This is a genomic window from Cohaesibacter intestini (assembly GCF_003324485.1).
GTDB classification, from domain to species: domain Bacteria; phylum Pseudomonadota; class Alphaproteobacteria; order Rhizobiales; family Cohaesibacteraceae; genus Cohaesibacter; species Cohaesibacter intestini.
The window spans coordinates 73,449-95,667 of the sequence record NZ_QODK01000003.1 but is presented as its reverse complement, the minus strand read 5'-3'; the positions used below and the strand labels follow the sequence as shown (position 1 = coordinate 95,667).

At 56.9% G+C, this 22,219-nt stretch carries 17 protein-coding genes and 1 pseudogene; 6 read left to right on the top strand and 12 right to left on the bottom strand.

The annotated features are described in order from the left end of the window. Positions 1-70: 70 nt before the first annotated feature. The gene (locus tag DSD30_RS11150) at positions 71-1,069 is read right to left on the bottom strand and encodes a DMT family transporter (RefSeq protein WP_198662919.1); all 999 of its coding nucleotides are present in this window, start codon (positions 1,067-1,069) and stop codon (positions 71-73) included. Between the two features lie 225 nt (positions 1,070-1,294). Between DSD30_RS11150 and DSD30_RS11145 the strand changes: the two genes are divergently transcribed. After that, a complete protein-coding gene (locus tag DSD30_RS11145) occupies positions 1,295-1,831 on the top strand; it encodes a MarR family winged helix-turn-helix transcriptional regulator (RefSeq protein WP_114009782.1) in 537 nt (178 codons plus the stop codon). On the opposite strand, the gene DSD30_RS11140 is transcribed toward DSD30_RS11145, so the two are convergent. Both DSD30_RS11140 and DSD30_RS11135 read right to left on the bottom strand, forming a co-directional pair. Next, positions 1,832-2,803 (bottom strand): DMT family transporter, encoded by a 972-nt coding sequence (locus tag DSD30_RS11140; RefSeq protein WP_114009781.1) that lies wholly within the window; start codon positions 2,801-2,803, stop codon positions 1,832-1,834. Positions 2,804-2,900: 97 nt separating this feature from the next. Next, positions 2,901-3,551: a LysE family translocator gene (locus tag DSD30_RS11135; RefSeq protein ID WP_198662918.1), complete on the bottom strand. Its 651-nt coding sequence runs from the start codon at positions 3,549-3,551 to the stop codon at positions 2,901-2,903. Positions 3,552-3,764: 213 nt separating this feature from the next. On the opposite strand from DSD30_RS11135, the gene yghX reads away from it, so the two are divergent. Continuing rightward, positions 3,765-4,652, top strand: a complete 888-nt coding sequence (gene yghX, locus DSD30_RS11130; RefSeq protein WP_114009780.1) for a YghX family hydrolase — start codon at positions 3,765-3,767, stop codon at positions 4,650-4,652. 86 nt (positions 4,653-4,738) lie between these two features. Here the strand turns inward: yghX and DSD30_RS11125 are convergent, their stop codons facing one another. Continuing rightward, positions 4,739-5,515 (bottom strand): 16S rRNA (uracil(1498)-N(3))-methyltransferase, encoded by a 777-nt coding sequence (locus DSD30_RS11125; RefSeq protein WP_114009779.1) that lies wholly within the window; start codon positions 5,513-5,515, stop codon positions 4,739-4,741. A gap of 204 nt (positions 5,516-5,719) precedes the next feature. Between DSD30_RS11125 and xseA the strand changes: the two genes are divergently transcribed. Further along, entirely contained in the window at positions 5,720-7,522 is a 1,803-nt protein-coding gene (gene xseA / locus DSD30_RS11120) for an exodeoxyribonuclease VII large subunit (protein ID WP_114009778.1), read from the top strand. Positions 7,523-7,588: 66 nt separating this feature from the next. Here xseA and DSD30_RS11115 read toward each other — a convergent pair whose 3' ends face one another. Both DSD30_RS11115 and DSD30_RS11110 read right to left on the bottom strand, forming a co-directional pair. Next, positions 7,589-8,077, bottom strand: coding sequence for a peroxiredoxin (locus DSD30_RS11115; protein WP_114009777.1), 489 nt, complete (start codon positions 8,075-8,077; stop codon positions 7,589-7,591). Between the two features lie 68 nt (positions 8,078-8,145). Beyond that, positions 8,146-8,874: a protein-disulfide reductase DsbD domain-containing protein gene (locus tag DSD30_RS11110; protein ID WP_157967656.1), complete on the bottom strand. Its 729-nt coding sequence runs from the start codon at positions 8,872-8,874 to the stop codon at positions 8,146-8,148. Between the two features lie 385 nt (positions 8,875-9,259). On the opposite strand from DSD30_RS11110, the gene DSD30_RS11105 reads away from it, so the two are divergent. Continuing rightward, positions 9,260-9,892: a YqgE/AlgH family protein gene (locus DSD30_RS11105; RefSeq protein ID WP_114009775.1), complete on the top strand. Its 633-nt coding sequence runs from the start codon at positions 9,260-9,262 to the stop codon at positions 9,890-9,892. Positions 9,893-11,353: 1,461 nt separating this feature from the next. On the opposite strand, the pseudogene DSD30_RS11100 reads toward DSD30_RS11105, so the two are convergent. From DSD30_RS11100 to DSD30_RS11080, 5 genes and pseudogenes are all read right to left on the bottom strand, one after another. Continuing rightward, positions 11,354-14,176 (bottom strand): annotated as a pseudogene (locus DSD30_RS11100) (EAL domain-containing protein); the annotation flags it as partial. A 314-nt stretch (positions 14,177-14,490) separates the two neighbouring features. Next, positions 14,491-15,108: a GNAT family N-acetyltransferase gene (locus tag DSD30_RS11095; protein ID WP_245418478.1), complete on the bottom strand. Its 618-nt coding sequence runs from the start codon at positions 15,106-15,108 to the stop codon at positions 14,491-14,493. Between the two features lie 565 nt (positions 15,109-15,673). Then, entirely contained in the window at positions 15,674-16,948 is a 1,275-nt protein-coding gene (locus DSD30_RS11090) for a M16 family metallopeptidase (protein ID WP_114009774.1), read from the bottom strand. A gap of 124 nt (positions 16,949-17,072) precedes the next feature. Further along, positions 17,073-18,485, bottom strand: coding sequence for a threonine synthase (thrC, locus tag DSD30_RS11085; RefSeq protein WP_114009773.1), 1,413 nt, complete (start codon positions 18,483-18,485; stop codon positions 17,073-17,075). Positions 18,486-18,779: 294 nt separating this feature from the next. After that, positions 18,780-19,118: a type II toxin-antitoxin system ParD family antitoxin gene (locus tag DSD30_RS11080; protein WP_198662917.1), complete on the bottom strand. Its 339-nt coding sequence runs from the start codon at positions 19,116-19,118 to the stop codon at positions 18,780-18,782. Between the two features lie 826 nt (positions 19,119-19,944). Between DSD30_RS11080 and DSD30_RS11075 the strand changes: the two genes are divergently transcribed. After that, positions 19,945-20,271 carry a PilZ domain-containing protein gene (locus tag DSD30_RS11075; RefSeq protein ID WP_114009772.1) on the top strand — a complete coding sequence of 109 codons (327 nt, stop codon included), beginning with the start codon at positions 19,945-19,947 and terminating at the stop codon, positions 20,269-20,271. Positions 20,272-20,556: 285 nt separating this feature from the next. Here DSD30_RS11075 and rnhA read toward each other — a convergent pair whose 3' ends face one another. After that, the gene (gene rnhA, locus DSD30_RS11070) at positions 20,557-21,003 is read right to left on the bottom strand and encodes a ribonuclease HI (protein ID WP_114009771.1); all 447 of its coding nucleotides are present in this window, start codon (positions 21,001-21,003) and stop codon (positions 20,557-20,559) included. 366 nt (positions 21,004-21,369) lie between these two features. Between rnhA and DSD30_RS11065 the strand changes: the two genes are divergently transcribed. Next, on the top strand, positions 21,370-22,206 hold the full coding sequence (locus tag DSD30_RS11065; protein WP_425359460.1) for a class I SAM-dependent methyltransferase: 837 nt from the start codon (positions 21,370-21,372) through the stop codon (positions 22,204-22,206). Positions 22,207-22,219 lie beyond the last annotated feature (13 nt).

Genomic DNA, 22,219 nt, shown 5'->3' with positions numbered 1-22,219 from the left:
CCGCAAAATGTGCCGCCAGCACAATCAAAGAAATGTGACTTTGTCAAATCCCTTCGCAGCGAGCGTGGTTTTACCCAACATCTTCCCTTTTCCGCGCGGCCGCACGCTGGAATAAAAAGACACCGATGGCAACAAGAAAAGCCGCTAGGCCAAGATTGGGGGGCAATTGCTCACCCAAACCAAAGCTGGCGACACCCGCACCCACCACAGCTGCGACAGAGCCGATTTGACTGAGATAGACGGGGCCAGCAACCTTTTGCAGGATGAAGTAGAAGAAGTAGAGCGACGAGAAGGTCAACATCTGCCAGACCAGAATCACCACCGCACCGTCCGTGATCGCGGATAAAAAGCCATTCCCACCTTCAACCACCAAAACCAGAGGCAACAACATCAACCCCGCCATCAGCAGCATCTGGCTGGCAAGAAACAGGGGTGCAACGCCATAGGGCCATCGCAAGGTGCGATAAAGATTGCCTGCCGCAATAACGAAAGGTCCGCAGAGAGTCAAAATGATCCAGATCAGCGGCGCATCGCCCAGACTGGCCTTTGAGGCTGCCAGCAGTACCCCACCGGCGAGGCCGATGAGGACCGCCAAGGCTAGCAACAGAGAAAACCGCTCCAGACCCGCGATCAGGGCAAGGCAATAGGTGATCAGGAGCGGAAACAGAAAGGTCATGGAAATGAAGCCTGCCCCCACATACCGGACTGCGAGAAAGCCAACGATGTTGGGCAGCAAAAACAACAATCCGGCGACCATCCCATATTCCAAGACCCGCAAGGACAGACGCGCGGCCTGCCGTCGTATGATGCTCAAAAGCCAAAGGCCCAGACCGGATCCCAGCAAGGCAAGACACAAGAAGGCCAGCGGGGCAGCGCCCGCATTGATTGCCAGCTTTCCAACAATCAAAGAGCAGGCGAGCAGGCTACCAACCAGCAGAACGAGCAGCAAGGGAAGGCATGAGCGCCAGCGTGAGACGGTCATGTCTGAGTCTTTGGTGTCTGGCTCTGCCTTTGAAGTCAGCTGTCGCTGCTCGGACGGGCTGATCGTGACCTCACAAGATTCCGACATGATTGATTTGAGTCCATTCGGGTTGTTTCTCGGCCTTACGGACTTGGGGCCAAGCCCAGTTCGAACGGTATTAGATGGTTGCCACTTACCTTGCAATTAATTATCTTAATGTCAAGATACTTATTTAAAAGACAAATTGATCTTGGTCTCTCACAGCGTTAAACTGCCGTCGTTTTAGGGGCGGCCATGTGCGGCCGAAGCAATTTACGCAAGAAGGTCAGGGCAATGGACAGGAAGACAGCGGACCGGGCAGCCTTTGCGGTTGGGCAATGGAAGCAGGAGAAGCCGGATTGGGATTTCTTGCCAATGGAGCTGATCGGCCGGATTGGCGAGGCATCGCAGGTGATCCGCAACGGCCATATCGAGCCATTGTTCGCCCGCTATGGCTTGCAATCAGGCGCTTTTGATGTGCTGGCAACGCTGCGTCGGGCCGGACGCAACAAAGCGGGGCTTTATGCCCTTACCCCATCGCAAATGTATGATTGCACGATGGTGTCGTCGGGGGGCATGACCAACCGTCTCGACAGGCTGGAGAAAAAGGGGCTGATTGCCCGCCACCCCAATCCCGAGGATCGACGCGGCACGCTGGTGGCACTGACCGAGACAGGCCTTGCCCTGATCGAAGAGGTGCTGACTGCTCATCTGGCCAACGAGACGCGGATTGTCTCGCCTCTCAGCCGGGATGAACAGGCGCAATTGTCCACCTTGCTGGGCAAACTATTGGCGGGAGTGGAAACGCTTGGCACGCCCGAAAGCAAGTGATTACAGGGGGGCTGCGCTCTTCTCTGCAGTGAGCTTTCGTTCTGCCCGCTGGGCCTGCTGTTCGCGATAGATGATATAGAGCCCGGACGCCACCGTGACCACGATGCCGAACGCGGCAAGCTGATTGGGGAGATCGGAAAAGATCACCCAGCCGATCAGGGTGGCAAACGGGATTTCGAGATATTGCATCGGCGCAAGGGTGGCAGCGGGTGCAAAACGGATGGCCGCTGACATCAGCAAATGGCCAATCGAGCCGATTATCCCGGCCATGACCAGAAAGGGCCAATCTGCTGCTGCAGGTTCCACCAGATCCCATAGCGGCCAGGCCTCGCCATTCAACAGCACAATCGGAATGGCAATGAGGATCAGCGCCATGGTTCCGGACACGGCCTGAATCGAGACCGGATCGACTTCACGGCTCATCTGACGGGTGGACAAGACAAAGATCACAAAGGTGAAGGCTACGGCAACGGGCCAGAGCGCATTGAGACCCACCGCGACGAAATTCGGTTGCACCACCAACAAGGTGCCAACAAATCCAACCAGCGCGGCGATGGCCCGGTGGGGCCCAACCTGTTCCTTGAGATAGAAGTGACCGACAATCAGCATCAGAATGGGAAAGATAAAGGCAATTGCAGTGGTGTCAGCCAGAGGCATGTATTTCAGACCGTAATACATGCCGATGATGCCAAAAATATGCATCGTGGTACGCCAGAAAAGATGCCACCAGGCCCGCCGGCTGTAGCGCAGAATATGGGCAATGCCACCCTTCTGCCACACCATTGTTGTCCCCATCATCAGAACCTGAATGGCATATCGAATGACCAGCAATGTCATGACCGGCACGGTTTGTCCCAGATGCTTGACCAGCGCATCGCCAAATGGAATGACGGCGCAGAAGGACAACATCAAGCCGATGCCGAGCAGCGGATTGTCTTTCAGATCAGGCAGTGGGAGCGGTTTTGTGGACATTGCGCGACGCTATCGGAACCCCTGCCCTTTCGCAAGTGAAAGAAACTGATCCATACCCCCTGTTTCAGTGATGAATGGACAGCCCTTTTCAGGCTGATCAGTCTGTCAGTGCCAAACGGACCCCGAGCCCCATCAGCAAACCACCAAACATCCGATCCAGCCAGAGGGCAAAGCGGTGATTGGACCGCAAATAGGCCCCTAGTGGAGCGGCGGCAAGCACGAAAAAAGCCTCAACAATCAAACCGATGACGATCACGATGCTGCCAAGAAGGCATGTTTCAAAAAAGACCTGCATGCTGGTTTGCGTGCCATCGTGGCTGAGAAACTGTGGCAGAAAAGCCAGGAAGAACAAAGCGACCTTGGGGTTGAGAATGTCGATCAAAACGCCTTGGCGATAGGCAGACCAGACAGTCAGGACCTTGGGGTCGCTGGCCTGCGCGTCCATGGTCAGACTGCTTTCGCGCGACAAAAGCGCCTGACAGCCCAACCAGACCAAATAGGCAGCGCCGACATATTTGACGATCGAGAAAACCAGAGCCGATGTTGCCAAAATGGCCGAAACGCCAAGCGCGGCCGCCATCACATGCACCAGCGCACCAGAGCAGACCCCGAAGGAGGCGGCGAAGCCGATTTTTCGGCCATGTCCAATGGCCCGCGACAGGATGAAAATCAGGTCCGGCCCCGGTGCCACATTGAGCATGAAGCAGGCAATAAGAAACAGGCCCCAGGCCTCGGCTGACATGATCATGGACTTTTTTCCGATTGCAGGATTGCACCAAAACCAACCCTTCCCGGTACGGGCCAAAGAACGGCCTCCAGAATGGAGCGGTATCCTGCTTATGAGAAATCACAAAGTCCCCGTCAAGCCCGTCTGCCACTGGCGCATAAAAGCGTGTGGTCCATGCGGCCTATAATCATGGTATAAATGCTTATTTCAGTCTGGCTTGGAGGGCCAAACCCAATGAAGAGAATGCAGGCGTCTGATTTTCATCCCAAGTTGCTTGAATTGTATGATGGTTATGTGCACGGCAAAATGTCGAAGCGGGACTTCCTGACCGGAGCCACACGCTATGTCGCCGTCGGTGTGACGGCGATGGCGGTTCTGGAAAGCCTTCAACCCAATTATGCCTTGGCCAATCAAGTGGCCGAGGATGATCCGGACATTGCAGTCAGCGATGTGACCTATCAAAGCCCGGACGGTCACGGCGCAATCAATGGCTATATGGCGATGCCTGCTGGAGCGATTGGCAAACTGCCCGCTGTTCTGGTGGTGCATGAAAATCGCGGTCTCAATCCTTACATCAAGGATGTGGTGCGCCGGGCGGCAAAAGCAGGTTTTCTTGCGTTGGGGCCGGATGGACTGTCCCCGCTTGGGGGCTATCCGGGCAGTGATGACGAAGGCCGAACCATGCAGAGGACCCTCGACAGCGCCAAGCTGATGGAAGATTTCTTTGCCGGCTTCGAGCATCTGGTCGGCCATGAAAAGTCCACCGGCAAGGTCGGGGCGGTTGGCTTTTGCTATGGTGGCGGGGTCTGCAATGCGCTGGCGGTGGCCTATCCCAATATGGCCGCATCGGTGCCCTTTTATGGCCGCCAGCCTCGGGCTCAAGAGGTGCCAAAGATAGAAGCGCCTCTGCTGTTGCATTATGCGGCTCTGGATGAGCGGATCAATGCCGGTTGGCCGGATTACAAAGCCGCGCTTGAAGCCAACGGCAAACGCTTCGAGGCGCATATTTATGAAGGCGTCAATCATGGCTTTCACAATGACACCACCCCGCGCTTCAATGAAGAAGCCGCCAAGCTGGCGTGGGAGCGCACGGTCGCATTCTTCCGGCAGCATCTGGCCTGAGGCCGTTGTCACACATACGCGCATAAAAAAGGCGTCTCGACCATCATCGAGACGCCTTTCTTGCATTAAGCCTTGTTCGCCGTGGATTATTTGTCCGTCCAGTCACCGAGCACCGACTGGACAATCGCCAATGCGGCAATGGCGGCGGTGTCGGCTCTGAGGATGCGCGGGCCGAGCGGGATCGGCGTGACGAAAGAGGCGGCACGCAGCATGTCTCGCTCTGTTTCCGAAAAGCCACCTTCCGGACCTATCAGCAAAGCCAGTGGCGGCACGCTATCCCCTTCGCCACGAATGGTGTCGAGGATCGAAAGCGGGTCCTTGCCCAGTTCGCCCTCATCGCAAAAGATGATGTGACGCCCCTCTTCCTTCTCTTCCCAAGTCTTTAGCAATTCGGTCAGGCTTACTGGCTCGTCGACAGGGGGAATGGTCAGGATGCCGCATTGCTCGGCGGCCTCGATGACATTCAACCGCATTTTTTCGAGCTTGGGGCGGCGCTCCTGGGTATGCTGGGTGAAGACCGGACGCAGACGGCAGGCACCCATTTCGACAGCCTTCTGGGCCATATAGTCGATGCGGGCAGATTTCAACGGCGCAAACAGGTATTGCAGGTCGCTGGCCAGTGGATCGGGCTGTGGGCGCATCTGCTCAATGGGAATGAGGGCGCATTTCTTGCGGCCAAGCGGCTGAACCTCGACCTTCCACTCCCCATCCCGGCCATTGAAGATCAGCATTGCGTCGCCTTCTTCCATGCGCAGCACATTCAATAGATAGTTGGCTTGAGCCCGGTCGCAGGGAATGGCGATCCGTTCCTGAATATCCTGCTCCACCCACAGGCGTTGGCTTTTGAAATCGTAATGGGACATGACATCTCGCTGTTGCTGCAACCCGGCTGCATTTTCGGGGAGTTTTGCGCTCTTTCGCTCTGCCTTGCAAGTCCCCGGACCAAACGCGCCAGCGGGATGGGCGTAATTCCCCCGGGATAAAGGGCTGTTCTATTGACCCGGTGGCAAAAGCTGGGCACCAATGGGGATTAATCTCAACGAGCACGAATCTGTCTGGAAAGCGCCATGTCCGAGTCTACGGCCACCAATGCAGCCGAATTTACCGTCTCTGAACTGTCCCATGCGGTGAAATCTTCCATCGAGGATCAGTTCGGCTATGTGCGGGTGCGTGGAGAGCTCGGCCGGGTATCTCGTCCGGCATCTGGTCATATCTATCTGGACTTGAAGGATGATAAATCGGTCCTGTCCGGGGTCATCTGGCGCGGGGCGGCAGCCAAGTTGGCGGTCAAGCCGGAACAGGGCCTTGAAGTCATTGCCACAGGCAAGTTGACCACCTTTCCCGGTCAATCGAAATATCAGATGATCATTGACCGGATGGAACCGGCTGGCGAAGGGGCGTTGATGGCGCTCCTGGAAGAACGCAAGAAGAAGCTCGCAGCCGAGGGCCTGTTCGCACCGGAACGCAAGAAAAAACTCCCCTTCCTGCCAACCGTGATCGGCGTGGTCACCTCCCCCACCGGCGCGGTCATTCGCGACATTCTGCATCGGGTGCAGGATCGCTTCCCGGTCCATGTGCTGGTCTGGCCGGTGCGTGTGCAGGGAGAAAGCTGCGCCGAGGAAGTGGCCAACGGGGTGCGCGGCTTCAACGCCCTGCCTGAAGGCGGCGCTATTCCGCGCCCGGATGTTCTGATCGTGGCGCGCGGTGGCGGCAGCCTTGAAGATCTCTGGGGTTTCAACGAAGAGGCTCCGGCCCGCGCCATCGCCGAAAGCAACATTCCGGTGATTTCTGCGGTTGGCCATGAGACCGATGTGACACTGGTCGACTTTGTCGCCGACATGCGCGCGCCAACGCCAACCGGGGCGGCGGAATTTGCCTTGCCGGTGCGCAGCGAGCTGGTGGCGGGTCTTGGTGATCTGCACTTGCGGCAATATGGGGCTGTGAGCCGGATGATGGATCGGCGGCGCGCGGATTTGCGCTCTGCCAGTCGTGCCCTGCCTCAGCCGCGGGACATTCTGGCCTTGGCGCGGCAACGGTTTGACATGGCCTCCGGCCGACTGAGCCAGAGCCTGATCAGTTCGACCCAAAGCAGCCGCTCGCGACTGGATGCGACCGCGGGACGCCTACGCCCGGCGTTGGTGACGGACCGCCTGACCTTGCAGAAAGAACGGCTCGGCGACCGAACCGACCGCCTGAACCGGGTGGCCCTGCTCACGATGGAGCAGAAGCGTAAGCAGCTGGATTCCACCAGCCGTCTGCTCGAAAGTCTGTCACATAAGGGTGTGCTGGCGCGCGGCTTTGCCTTGGTACGCGACAAGGACGGCACGCCAATGCGCAGAGCCGAGGCGATCCATGCGGGACAGGCCCTCAATATCGAGTTTGCCGACGGCTGCATCAATGCCACCACGTCCCTGCTTGATCCCTATTCTGATGCACCTGCCACGATGCCTGATCCGGAAATGTCCGCCTCCGATGCATCACACCCTGAGGAAAAGGACGCCGAAGTCGGGGCCTTTGGCATCATGGGGGCGGATGCCATTTCAGCGGAAGATATCGAAGCGCATCTGTTGACCATTGCAGGCAAGCGGGCGCGGCGACGCACCGCCAAACCGAAGGTCGAGACAGCGAAGAAGCCCACGCAACCCGCCAAGGACACGGAGCCTGTGGCTGCCCCCGTCAAACCGGAGACTGCCGTTGACAGCGGTTTGGTGGAAGTGGAAGCGGAATCTGCGGAACGGCTTGAACGAGCGACGGCAAAATTGACCGAGGCGATCGAGCAGGAAATTCTGACGCGGATCAAGGAACAGCAAAAAGCCACCCGCAAGACCAAGAAGGACAAGGATGACGACGCGCAAGGCACCCTGTTCTGAGTGGACTTCCTTTTTGCAAGAAAAAAGCCCGGACATGGTCCGGGCTTTTTCATTTGGTTGGTTTGATCAACCTTGTAGCTGTTCGATGATCTGCACAGCACCGGTTTTTTCGGCAACGCCCGGATTCTCTTCAAGATTGAGATGGGTTACCACACCATCCTCGACAATCATCGAGAAACGCGTGCATCGGGTGCCCATGCCTGCGACCGTCAGGTCGATATCAAGTCCACAGGCCTTGGCAAAGGTCGCGCTACCATCAGCCAAAAAGGCAATCTGCCCCTTGCCGCCGCTGGCGGTGGACCAGGCATCCATAACGAAGACATCATTCACAGCGACCACGGCGACCTCATCAACGCCGAGCGCGCGAATGCCATCGATCGAGTTGATGAAACCGGGCAAGTGATTGCGGTGGCAGGTCGGGGTGAACGCACCCGGCACGCCGAACAGGACCACTTTGCGGCCGTTGAAAATCTCGGCAACGCTTTTGGTTTCCTTGCCTTCCTTGCCCATTACGAGAAAGTCTGCATCTGGCAGACGGTCGCCAACCTTGATCATATTTGCCCCTCTTTTCCTCTATTGATGAAACCTGACCATCAGGTTCCCTTCGAGATGGTGATCCCATCCTATTTTTGCAACGTGATGACTTGTTCGACTGCTTCCTCGCCATTGGTCAGCGTGAAGCGGAGATCTGTCCCCTTGCTTTGCCCGCCTTCAGGCAGGCCGTCAAGCGTCAGGGCGAATTGCTGGTCACTGGCCTTGGCGCTTTGCTGCTTGACCGTCAGGGGCAGCAGCCAGTCCTTTGGCCCCTCGACAAACAGATCCTTTTCCCCGTAACCATCGGGGATCCGGGTGGCGATGACCAAGCGGTCCGGCTTGCCATCCTGCCCTTTGTCATGGCTGATATTGGTGATCTTGAAGCCATCAGAAGCCGCGACAGGCACCAACGCCATATCCCGGTCAATTAGCAACTCCACCCCGGGCGCCCGGCTGCCACCTGCCGGAATATCAAGAGACAGATCCGCTGCCATGGGGACGCAAAGATCAGAGCAAAGACCCAGTTGCACATTGATGGCGAGGCGGGTCGGCTGGTCCTTGGCCTTAGGGGTCACCAAGATGGGAAAGATGATCGCATGCTTGAAGCCGAGAATTTCGGATTGACCAACCTTGATCCTGCTTGGCACCGGCCAGAGAATGTCCATGTCAGCGACATTGCCGGACGCAGCACCATCAAGCACCGGCGGGATGCCGCTGTCACCGGGTATCTTCCAATAGGTTTTCCACCCTTCATCCAAGACGATTTCCAGCCCTGCCTTGTAGCGGCCGTCGCTGGTGCCGCCGGCAATGAGGCGCACCTTGCCTCCCAGCGTCTCCTGCCATTCGGTTTGCATTGCCTGTGCAGGGACAGCCAAACTGCATGACAGGGCGACGAATGCCAACAGGTTGCAGATGGACAACTTCCCTAAATTACTGAAATACTTCACCTATATCACTCTTTTCAAGTTCGCCGAACCAGCCAGTCCAAAATTCACATTGTTGACATACGGGCTTGTAACCATTTTGCCAATTGCCAAGCACGGAGCTTGGTGTTCATGCTATCTGCTAACACTGCTATCATGGCGAGGTGATGGCCGGGCACTAAATCCCGAAGGTCAGATGCTCATTTTTTTGTGATCAGCCAATCCTCCGCCGCACCGAGTGGTCTTTACATTCAGGCACTCTCAAAGGTACCCTTAGGTCATGGTTGATTTGGATGAACAGGATATAGCGGGCACGCAGCCTGCCTCGTTGGCCACTTCCCTCGAAGGGAAGTTTCTGGTGGCCATGCCGACGCTCAAAGGGCCCTTCTTTGAGCGTTCCGTCGTCTATTTGTGCAGTCATTCCGATGATGGCGCGATGGGGCTGGTGGTCAATCAGATCTCAACACAAATCACCTTCCCTGACTTGTTGCGCCAAGTCGATATCTTGAGCGACGACGACCAGTCGATCAATTTGCCCGCCCCTGCCCGCAACATGCAGGTGCTCAATGGCGGTCCGGTCGATCAGGGACGCGGCTTCGTGCTGCATAGTGCCGATTTCAAGCTTGAAAGCTCGACGCTGGATGTGTCCGAAGATATCTGTTTGACGGCGACCATCGAGATCCTGCGGGCACTGGCGGAAGGCAAGGGACCGCAATCTGCCTTGCTGACACTGGGCTATGCGGGTTGGTCCCCCGGCCAGTTGGAAGAAGAACTGCAAAGCAACAGCTGGTTAACCTGCTCGGCCGATCAGTCGTTGTTGTTCGAATGCGAGGCAGAAGACCGCTACCAGCGCAGCCTTGATCTGATGGGTATCGATCTGACCATGCTGTCCAGCGAAGCGGGCCACGCCTGATCCGGTCTTACCTGAAATGACTTGTCGTATTTTATGATCAAAAGATCAGGCATCTGTCCCATACGGATCAGATGCCTGTCTTTCCCGTCAGTCTTTCTTGCCACCAATCATCGCCTGCCTGATGGCTGATGCGATATCCTGATCAATGCCAGACATGTCCGGCATGGCAAAGGGCAACCCGCCATCCTGCTCTGTGTCGGGCTTGCGGCCCGCCGACACGGCACGGCCAACCACCGGGGACGCCGGGGCTGGCTGTGGGGATTGAGGCTGTTCAGATTGCTCAGACTGTGTGGTCTCTTCGCCTTTGTCAGCTTCCCTATCCTGTTTCGCGTCCTTTGCGGCAGATGATATCTGCTGCTGTTTGGCGTCATCCATGTCAGGAGAGGGATCCTCATTCACCCTTGGGGCTGCCTCTTCCCGCTCGGATGGCTCCGGTTTCGGGGTGGATTCAGCTGCGGGCTGTTCGGGTGAACGGTCTTGGACCACAGTCTCGACCGCTCCATCTGCTGCCGATTCCTTGGAGGCAGCATTGGTTCCCTGTGGCGCCACAGAGCCAAAGTTAGGCATATTCAGTGTTGCGACCGGAGGCAATGCAACGACCGAAGCCTTGGCGCTGGTAGCTTCCTCTTGCTTGGGTGGGACCGGAGCCTGTTCAGCATCCGAGACTGTCGGCGGTGTGCCCAGATTGTCGACGCCGATGGCCTCGGCCACTGCGGCACCGATGGCGTCTTCCAGCGTATTTTCGTGTGCGCCTTTCAATTCTGGCTCAGTTGTCGACGTCTTTTGGGTCTCTTTTGAAACTGCAGCCGCAGCGTCTAGGGGAGGCAACACGGGTCCGGATGCTTGCTGAGGCTCGCCATGCCGATGCTGCGGACCAGACGCTGTGTTGCTTTTCTCAGTCTGCCCCTTATCAGCGCCTTCATTCTCGCGCGGCGTAGCGGCGCTGTCCTGCTGTTCGGCTTTTTTGGCCATATCGGGTTGTTTTGGCGGAACAGGGTTGATCACAGGCGGATTGACCGGTGCGGTATTGGGTTGTGCCGCACTGGGTGGCCTTGGAGCATTTGCCGGGGCGATTGCGGAACCATGGGCTCCACTTACTGGCTGCATCCGGGGTGCAGGGTGAGCGGACGGGTGCGATCCCGAAACTGGCGCACCCTTTGGCTTTGCCGGACCCTTGTCGGTCAAGTCCAAAGCGAGGCCTTCCGCAAGCCGGGCTTCCAGTGCATCAGTTGGGTGTGGTCCTGCGGCTTTTACCGGCTGTTTCGAGGCATCCGGCTTTGGCAGGCTCTGCTCGGCGATGGAACGGGCATAGGCCTGTTTGCGCTCAAGCTCTTCTGTTTCCTTGCGGCGGCGCTCTTCACGGGCGCGACGCTCTTCCTCTGCCTTGCGGGCCTGAGCTTCAGCTTCCTGCTGCTTACGGCGCGCGGCCGCTTCTGCCTGCACCTGCTTGGCATGTTCAATCTGACGAGACAACAAGCTTTCAGCGTCCGCAGAGACCAGTGGTTTGCCGAACAGATAGCCCTGCCCCATCGGACAGCCCATCTGGGTCAGCTGGGCAACAGCCTCCTCATTCTCTACCCCCTCGGCCACGAGATTGAGACCAAGGTCATGCGCCAGCTTGACAATCGATTGCAGAATGACCGGTGTCACGCCTTTGCCATGGCCAACGAAACTCTTGTCGATTTTCAAGGTGTCGAACGGGAAATGCTGCAAGTAGGCCAGCGAGGAATAGCCGGTGCCGAAATCATCAAGTGACAGACCAGCGCCCAGCCCCCGTAACTTGTCGAGCACCTGCGAGGCATATTCCGGATTCTCCATCACCAGGCTCTCGGTCAGCTCGAGCTTAAAGGTGCCCGGATTGACGTTGGAGCGCGACAGAATGGTTTTCACATCATTGAGCAGATCATGGCGCAACAATTGTTCTGAGGAGACATTGACGCTCATGAAGAGACGGTCAGCGCCATCCAGCTTTTGCTGCCATTCGGTCAACTGGCGAGCAGCCTGTTCCATGATATGCAGGCCAAGCGGCACAATCAGGCCATTGCGTTCAGCGGCCGGGATAAAATCGGACGGCGGAATTGGTCCGCGTTGCGGATGATTCCAGCGGGCAAGCGCCTCGAAGCCCTTGATCATGCGGTCTTGCAGATTGACGATCGGCTGGAAGACCACATCAATTTCCTTGCGGTCAAGTGCGGCAATCAAATCCTTGTCAAGAGAGCTGCGGCCCCTGCCCTGCTGACGCAGGGATGGGCGGAACGGTTCGATGCGGTCGCCGCCCATGCGTTTGGCATGATAGAGGGCCAGCTCGGAATCGCTGAGGATCTCACCTGCGGCCTTGTGAGACTGAAGATCGAAGATCGCAATGCCAAGCGATACCGACAGGGCAATTTCCCGCTCACCGAACGTAATCGGCACCTTGAGCACCTTGCGCACATTGTCGGCAAAGACTGCAATGCGTTCTGGCTGTTGCTCGGAAATGAGGATAATGGCGAACTGATCGCCATAGAAACGAGCGATGGAATCCTGCGGCTTGAGCAGGCGCGACAGGCGACGGGCCACTGTCAGCAGAAGGGAATCGCCGATCGACAGGCCGTAGCTGTCATTGATCTTGCGGAAATTATCGATATCAACCAGCAGGACAGCCGGTTTGGCAGCGCCTTCGGCCTGTGTGCGGACCATGGCAGCAGACAGACGATCCTGCAGCAACTCGCGGTTTGCAAGGCCGGTCAGATTGTCATGCACCGCATCATGCAGCAGCCGCGTTTCGGCTGTGCGCTGGTCGGTGATGTCAAGCAAGGTGCCAACGCAGCGGACCACTTCGCCATCGGTGCCAACGACCGGGCGCGCGCGCAGCTTGAACCAGCGGTAATGGCCATCGTCGGCACGCAAACGGAAATCCTGATTGACCCGCCCACGGCGCTGATCGATCACCGCATCAAGCATGGCGGAGAATCGATCCTTGTCCTGAGGGTGTAGCATTTCCAGCCAGTCGCGGGCCGGACCATCCAGCGCACCCGATTTGAGGCCAAGCAGTTTCTCGGCTTCGCGGGTGGTGTGAATGCGGTCACGCGGCACATCCCAGTCCCAGACCATATCGCCGGATCCGACGATGGCCAGAGCTCGACGTTCGCTGTCGGACACAATGCCTTGAGCCAGAATGCCGCCAGAGAAGGCGTGCTGCATGATGGTGAAGCAGAAGAGCAGCACCAACAGAACCATCCCACCGCTCAAGGCTGGCTGGACCAGATCATTGTCAACAACGCCGGACACTGCGGCACCGGCTGCCAGCAGCCAGAGCAACAGCAGGATCCATGTCGGGATCAGCATGATGGCGCGATCAAAGCCGGTGAAGGCCAGATAGAGGATCACTGCGAAACCGGCAAGCGCGGTGACGACCATCGACAGCCGGGCAATGCCAGCGCCGAGCGACGGGTCATAGAGCGCCAGCCCTAGAATCACCACCAGGAAGATCAACCAAATGCCCGATGCATGCAGATAGCGCACATGCCAGCGATGAAGCGTGAGATAGGTGAAGAGCAAAACGAGGATCGAGGCGGAGAAGACCACCTCGGATCCAGCGCGCCAGATCGGCTCGTAATTGGTCGGAATATCGAACAATTGCGCCATGAAGCCGAAATCAATCGCCAGATAGGCAAGCACGGACCAGGCCAGCAGAGCCGCCGCGGGAAACATGGCTGCACCCTTGACGACAAACAGAATGACAAGGAACAAAGCCAACAGCCCCGCGATGCCGAGCACAATGCCACGGAAGAAGGAGTAGCTGTTGACATAATCCTTATAGGCTTCAGGCTGCCAGAGATTGAGACTGGTCAGACTGCGATGGGCCTGTTCACCGACGAACGTGACAACATTGCCCGGATCGAGGGTGACGCGGAAAACATCGGCTTCGGAATCGGGAATCCGCTCAGGCGCGAAGCCCTGAGAGGTGGAAATGGCATGGACACGCTGTGCGCCGAGATCGGGCTTGAGGAGCCCGGACCCGGGCAAGCGGAAATGGGGAATGACGAGATAGCGGTCGATCTGGCGGTCGGTATTGTTGGCCAGTGCGAAGACAAACCAGCCGGGGATGACGCCCTGCTGGCGTGCGCGCACCTCGATACGGCGCACGATGCCGTCAGGGCCGGGGGCCGTGGAAACCTGAATGCGGTCGCCGTCGCCGTCATAGCGTTCGATAACATCGCTGAGGTCGAGAACCAGACTATCCGCCTTGACATCGACAGCCTCAACCGCTCCAGCCCCACCAAGGGACGCAAAGCTGAACATAACGGTCAGCAACAAGACAATCAGAACGGATACGCGATTCACCAGAGATCCTCATATTTCAACAATCTGCGCTTTGTCGACATGCGCAGAAACAGTGCATCATAGTTAAAATTTTGCCACTCGCCGCACAAGGCGAAATTCGCAAACTTAGCCTTTTTCAAAGGAAAAGGCTGATCTTTTCGCCCTGCTCACAACGAAAGCATAGGCAAGAGCAAAGCAAGGCCGATCAGTTTCCCCAAAGGCTTGTCAGGAATCACTATCCACCCAAAGTCGAAAGTCTGCATCCTGCTCCGATCCATCGGACCTGATTTGCTTCAAGGATGCAGGGGGAAAGATCCTGTGGTGGAAAAATGGCTGCCTGATGTCTGCAAATCCGAGCGAAGGACCGAATAGAGCAAATGATCTTCCCAGTTGCCATTGATGCAAAGATAACTCCGGGCCTTGCCCTCAAACTGAAAGCCGCACTTTTGCAGAACCGCCATGGAAGGCCCGTTGCTTGGCAAACAGGCCGCTTCAACGCGGTGAAGCCCTTGATGATCAAACAAATAGGGCAATAACAAGGCTACTGTCCGGGTCATGTAACCATGGCCAGCGAAATCCTCACCCATCCAGTAGCCAATTGACGCAGACTGGCAAATTCCACGCCGGATATTGGAGACATTGATGCCGCCAATCAGGCGATTGTCTTCGTGGCGGAAGATCAGAAAAGGCAGGGCGCGGCCAGAACGGCGGTCTTTCTGATATTGTTCCAGACGACGGCGAAAACCGTGAGGCGTCAGATCGTCAGCCCCCCACAAGGGTTCCCAGGGGCGCAGGAAGTCAGCACTGGCAGCGCGCAAACAGGCCCACTGATTATAGTCTGCCTTGGAAGGATGGCGCAAATAGATCAGTGCGTTGCTCAGGGGGGACGAGTGTGGTGGCGGTGTAGGGATACCGGTCCAGACAGACCCCAGTGAGGCCGAGAAACGCCGAATCGGGTCTGGACCTTTTCGGGTTTCAAAGTCTGCGCGCATGCGAGGACGCATAAGCTTGCCTTTCACTGCATGCAGCAAAAGGGTCATCCAGGCTTTACCGGACCCAACCTGATCGCCAGCCATATCGTTCTTCCAGCCTTGCTGTTGCCGCCTCTGAACAGTGTCAATTCACCGCCAGAGGTTCGCATGAGCGGGTGTTCAAATATGCGAACCGTCAGGATCTGCTGCGCGGACCCACAAAGGTTGCAGATCCATACTAATAGAACAACCGCATTTCCCCTAGCCCGAATTGAGGCCAACCGAATGCGGTGCAGTTCCCCTTCTGGTGCTTGCACGGGCTTTGACACGCGGATGGTGCCATCGCCCCCTCTCCCGTTACGGATGCGCATGATGACAAAGACCATCAGGCAGGCACATATACGGGACTGACCAAAAAGGAAGTCTTCTCTTTTTAGGTCAGTTAACGGCGGTGGACCAGTCGTCTGTCAGTGCGAATCCGGGAAACGCACCGCTCGTCCCCATGTCAGTTTGTCGCAGACCCCATCCGTTCGGCCACTTCATCGGCCCACATCAGCTTTTCAACTGGCCCGACCGAGGCAAGGGATGGCTTGGAACCGGTGATAATGTCGGCAGCCAGATTGCGAATGTCATCGATGGAAATCTCGGCGATGGCGTCAACCATTTCCTCAAGCGAACGTGGCTGCCCGAAAATCATGCGTTGGCGGGCCAACTGGCTGGCGCGGGCCGACGGGCTTTCCATACCCATCAGCAAACCTGCCTTGATCTGGGCACGGGCGCGATTAAGCTCGGCATCGGAGAAATCCTCTGCAGCGCGGGCCAGTTCTCCCGTGATGACCGGCATTAATTCTTCGAGATCTTCAGCGCTGGTCGCCGCGTGGATGCCGAACAGGCCGCTGTCGGCAAAGCCCCAATGAAAGGCATAGACGGAGTAACACAGGCCACGCTTCTCGCGCACTTCCTGAAACAGCCGCGATGACATGCCGCCACCGAGCATGGAGGCGAGAATTTGGGACTTGTAGAAATCCTCGCTCTTGTAGGAACGGCCCTTGAAGCCAAGAATGACCTGCGCTTCCATCAGATCCTTTTGCAGATCCCGGCTTTCGCCGCCCACATAGTGTGCTGGCACCAGCGGTTTGGCCGGCTGATCGGCAAAGCCACCAAATGCCTGCTCCCCCAAGGCCACCAGCTCTTCGTGGCGCACACCACCAGCTGCAGACAGGATCATCGAAGGTCCATGATAATGCTGCCCCAGATAGTCATGAATGGCGTCGGGCGTGAAGGACTGGACCGTTTCGGCGGTGCCCAGAATGGTGCGACCCAAGGGTTGATCCGGGAAAGCCAGTTCCTGAATGTGGTCGAAGACCCGATCTTCGGGCGCATCATGGGCTGCACCGATTTCCTGCAGGATGACATGCTTTTCGCGGCGCAGTTCTTCAGGATCGAAGGTCGAGTTGCTGAGGATGTCGCCAAGAATGTCGATGGCAAGCGGAACATCCTCTTCAAGAATGCGCGCATAGTAGGACGTGCTTTCGATCCCGGTTGCCGCATTGACCTCGCCACCCACGGCCTCAATCTGCTCAACGATATCGGTCGCAGACCGCGTTGCCGTGCCTTTAAAGGCCATATGTTCGAGCAAATGGGAAATGCCATGCTCATCGGCCCCTTCAGACCGTGAGCCCGCTGCAATCCAAACCCCGACAGCGGCGCTTTTCAAGTGAGGCATTTCATCGGACAGAACGGTCATGCCGTTGGTGAGACGGGTCATGTTAACGGTCAAATGCTTTCCTCCCTTTCCTGACAGCGTCAGGGTTTATGGTCAGACGCTCCCACCCGCATGGCAGCGAGCAGGAGCGTCTGGCGGTCTGATTGATCCGTAGTTTTAGGATCTGTGGCGTTGCGGATCAAGCCTCATGAAGGGCGCGGGCCCGTTCTCGCATGAAGGCCTCGACGGCGTCAGCGCTGTTTTCCAGTATCGAGAAGCGCTCTTCACGATCCATCAGGTTCGACAGCCAGAGGGGCAAATCCGGATATTGGCCCGAAGCCTCTTCAACTGCAGCCGGGAATTTGGCCGGATGGGCGGTTGAGAGAACCACCATCGGGCTGTTTGAGTTGTCTGCTGCAGCCACCTTGCGGGCCACATGCACACCAACAGCCGAATGTGGATCCAGCAAATAGCCCGTGTCGGCCAGCACCTGACGAATGGTTTGCGCGGTGTCTTGCTCACTGGCTCGATCCGCAGCAAAACCGTCACGCAGGCGAGACAAAGGCCCCTCGGCAATTGTGAAAGAGCCGGACTGCTTCAGACCGGACATCATGCGCACAACGCTGTCGGCGTCCCGATCATGGACCTCAAACAACAGCCGCTCGAAGTTGGAGGAGACCTGAATGTCCATGCTCGGGGATGCTGATGGGGTGACGCCAAGCACTTCGTAGGCACCATTTTCCAGCGTCCGGGCCAGAATGTCATTCTGATTGGTGGCGATCACCAATTTGTCGATTGGCAGTCCCATCTGCTTGGCAACAAAGCCGGCGAAAATGTCCCCAAAATTGCCCGTTGGAACCGTGAAGGAGACAGTGCGATGCGGCGCGCCCAGCGACAGGGCAGCGGTGAAGTAATAGACCACCTGCGCCATGATCCGCCCCCAGTTGATGGAGTTGACGCCTGACAGGGCAATCTCGTCACGGAAGCTCTTGTTGGCGAACAGATCCTTGACGATGGCCTGACAGTCATCGAAATGGCCCTCAAGCGCGATGCAATGCACATTGTCATCGAGCACAGAGGTCATCTGGCGCTGCTGAACAGGCGAGACACGGCCATTGGGGAACATGATGAAAATATCGGTGTTGGAGCGCCCCCGGAAGGCTTCGATCGCCGCCCCACCAGTGTCGCCAGAGGTTGCACCGATGATGGTGGCACGGGCGTTGCGCTCGGCCAGCACGAAATCCATCAGGCGGGCGAGCAACTGCATGGCGACGTCCTTGAAGGCAAGGGTCGGACCATGGAACAGTTCAAGCACAAACTCATTGGCACCGGTCTGGATCAGCGGCGTTACCGCATCATGACGGAAGGTGGCATAGGCCTCGTCAATCATGGTGCGAAAGGTGTCGTCTGGAATTTCACCTTCGACAAATGGCTTCATCACCGCAAAGGCGATCTCTTGGTAGCTTTTGCCCGCCAGTGCCGCCATGTCCTCGGTGGTCAATGTCGGCCAGGTCTTGGGTACATAAAGCCCACCATCACTGGCAAGACCTGCCAGAATGGCATCACAAAAACCTAGTTCGGGGGCCTGCCCCCTGGTGCTGACATATTTCACGACGAATGCGCCCTTTGTCTCCTGAGCCTGAGTTGTTTCAGGCTCCTTCTTTCATTACGCGCGGCACCCTACATGGTCCGATCAGGCAGGGCAAGCCTGAGGCGACGCACGGCCACCAGCCACAGCGATTGCGATGTGGATCGCCCACATACGCACGGAGCGGATGCGGGGATTTTGCCTGAATGAGGGATCGAACATGCCGGACTGAAGACAGGCAAAGGAAAAGCAGCGCAGAATTGCTGCACTGCTTTTCCGGAAAGGCTGTCGCCCCGATAAAGGGGGATTCTGAAGCGCTTATTCTGCTGCGATTTGGGAGCGCAGCAGCCCCTTGGTGGTCGGGATCACCGGACCAGCAGGAGCGGCGCTAGATGCCAGTGCACGCATGGCGTCTGCCATGGAGTGCGAAATTTCGGATGTTTCATGCGTCAGGGCTTCGAGATCCTTTTCAGACCTGTCGTGCTTCGAGACGAGTTCGGACTGCTGCAAGTGGAACTGCAGCATTTTTTCTTCAAGGAGCCTCAAACCGGCCTGCAACACTTCGGCATCGCTGCCAAAGCGCCCGGAAGCGACCTGTTTTGAGATGAACTGTTCGAAGTAGGAACCGATTTCCACCGCTTTGTTATCCTGTGTCACGACAGTATTGCCTTTCCTTTGTTTTGGTCTTGCCATCCAAGAAAACCAATCTCGGGTGAAAGTGTGCCGCACCCACCCGGGACAGATTTTGACACAGACAAACCGAGCCGCGATGGCACCTGAAAGTGCCAAGCCTCTTTGTTCGCGGCTTGCGCCACGGATCGGAATTTGAAGTAATCGAAACCAGAAATAGGTTGCCTCGATCAGACATCCGCGCTTTGTCTGCATCTGGCGCTAGTCTGGCAAGGCTGTGCGGATTAGGAAACGATTCTTTAACGTTCTTTTCGCGGTAAGCTGACAAGCCTTTTTTTGGCTTTCCACATATCCCCAATGTGCGATGCGATAAGCCTCTGACTCTTCGACTATCCTTGCGAGTCAAGATTGACGCGGGGCAATTTTTCCACCTATTTCGCATTTTGGGCTTCCCTTCACTTATCCCCAATTCGTACTTTATTTGTTCCTCTTTTAACTAATCTGTTTTTGATTTCTCAGGACAAGTACGGAGATTCTTTTTTGCCGCTCAATTGCCTCGCGCGCGGTGTGGTCATTTTTATTCTTCACTGCTCAGAAACATGGAAAATAACCCATAAACCATTTTAAGACATTGAAACTTTGAAGCAAAAAATAGTGTCCACACGGAACACTGTCGTCATTAACCTTTAATTAACCTCCGAATCACTTCTCCCGTGCAGACGCAATCGGAAATTGATAAAATTCAAATCAAATGCGGTCCGGCCTCTCCGGATCCGTAATGATGGACGCATCGGTGGAAACGGTCCGCGCGACGCAGGATCTGGCCAGCCGAGCATTCAGGGGGATTTAAACAGTGACACACACACCGGAACGCCGCACGGAAGATCGCCAGCGCGTCCTGAAAGGTGGCAAGGTCTTCTATAACAATTTCGCGATCAGCCTTGATTGCGTCATTCGCAACGAGAGCAGCCACGGCATGCAAATAACGCTCGACCCGACCTGCGCCCTCCCCAATGAATTTTCCCTGCTCAATCGCAAGGAAGGCACATTGGCCGACGCCAAGGTTATCTGGAAGAACGGCGACAAGATGGGCATCGAATTCTGTTCCAAGATGCAGGATGTGCGCACATTCGCCAAAGCGGATATCCGCCGGATGTCCATCATCGCAACGCGTGGCTGATTGCCCGGCCACACCAACGGCTTGAAGACGATTGCAAGAAGTTGACCATCCTCTCCTGGCATCCCCATCTGGGAGAGACGGTCTCGCGCGGCCCCTTGTCTGAGCGGTTCAGGATGAACCGGACAGGCAAGGGTCTGTGCGCCCTACAAGACCCTGAAAGGCTGATCAGTCACCCAATTGTGTCAGCCTTTCAGAAATTTCGAACAGCTTGATCTCACACGACCTCACTGGTGGAGCCCTTCGCGGGTTCCACCCTTTTCTTTTGGGGCTAGCCCCAAGCGTTTGTCAGCTGCGTTCAGCCTTGAAGGGTGCCATGCCACGACGGGCCAGATCATCCGCCCGCTCATTGCCTTCATGGCCCGCATGCCCCTTCACCCAGTGCCAATTGACCTTGTGCCGTTTCAACGCTTCGTCCAGGGCCTGCCAGAGCTCGGCATTCTTCACCGGTTTCTTGTTGGCAGTCTTCCAGCCATTTTTCTTCCAGCCGTGGATCCAGCCAGTGATGCCGCCTTTGACATATTGGCTGTCAGTCCAAAGATCGACCTCACAGGCGCGCTTGAGGGCATTCAGCGCTTCGATCGCCGCCTGCAATTCCATCCGGTTGTTGGTGGTCTCGGCCTCTCCACCGCACAATTCCTTTTCATGCTCACCAAAGGTCAGCAAAGCCCCCCAGCCGCCCGGCCCCGGATTTCCCGAACAGGCTCCGTCTGTATAGATCGTGACTGTGCTCATTTTAACGTCCTTGCTTCACTCTTGGCGGCTTCATCTTAAGGTTTCGCGTCCTCGCGCTAATCGCGCTGCGGGCGACATGGTCAGGATTTCGCGTCCTCGCGCCATAGGCGCTGCGGGCGTCGAGGGCATGGCCCCGGATTTCCCGAACAGGCTCCGTCGGTATAGATCGTGACTGTGCTCATTTTAACGTCATTGGCTTGATCTCAACGACCCTATCGCGAGAAGCGAATCTCAATTGGTTCAGTTTATCTAGCCAGAGGTTGGGCAGGTTTCAAGCCACGCGCCATTGGAGCCTGTCATTCTGACTGGACCTTTTTACACTTGCCGTGTAGAGCTTCTGCCATATTCATAGCAGGCAGAATGATCATGAGCGAAATCGACACAGACGCCCTCGCGGAAGCCTATAATCGTGGGCTGGAGTTGGAAAAGGCGGGGCAGAAGGCCGAAGCGGCAGAGGCCTATCGGCAAGCCCTGACCATAGACCCGGATGATCATGCAGGCGCCTCAGTTCGACTGGCAGCAATGGGGTTGGGGCCACAGCCCGACAAGGCACCGGTTGCCTATGTCGCCACCCTGTTCGATCAGCATGCGGCGGCATTTGAGAAAATCCTCGTTGATGATCTGGGTTATGCTGTGCCGATGATGGTGCGCGAGATGATCGTCCAATATCAACCGGAGCGCCGTTTTACCCGGATGCTTGATCTGGGCTGCGGCACCGGGCTGACCGGCATTGCGATGGCCGAGAAGGTCGACAACATGATCGGCGTCGACATTTCAACCGGCATGCTGGACGAAGCCTATGACAAGGACGTCTATGACGATCTCTATGCAGGCGACGTGGTCGAGTTTTTGCGCGACATTGAAGATGACGGCACCGGCGAGGAAGGTGGCTGGGACCTGATCGTGTCGACTGATGTGCTGCCTTATCTGGGCGAGCTGGACGAGAAATTCCATCATGTTGGGCGCTGTCTCGATACCAAGGGCCTGTTTGCCTTCTCGTCAGAAACTCTGCCGGAAGACGAGTTTGGTGACGCCTCCTATAAGGTAGGACGCCTTCAGCGCTTTGCCCATTCGGAACGCTATGTCCGGGCCTTGCTTGATGCGAATGGCATGGATGTGAAGCATTTCCAGATGATCATTGTCCGCACCGATGAGGGCAAGCCGATCTATGGCCATCTGGTGCTGGCGGAAAAACGGGCCTAATCATTGGGTTGAA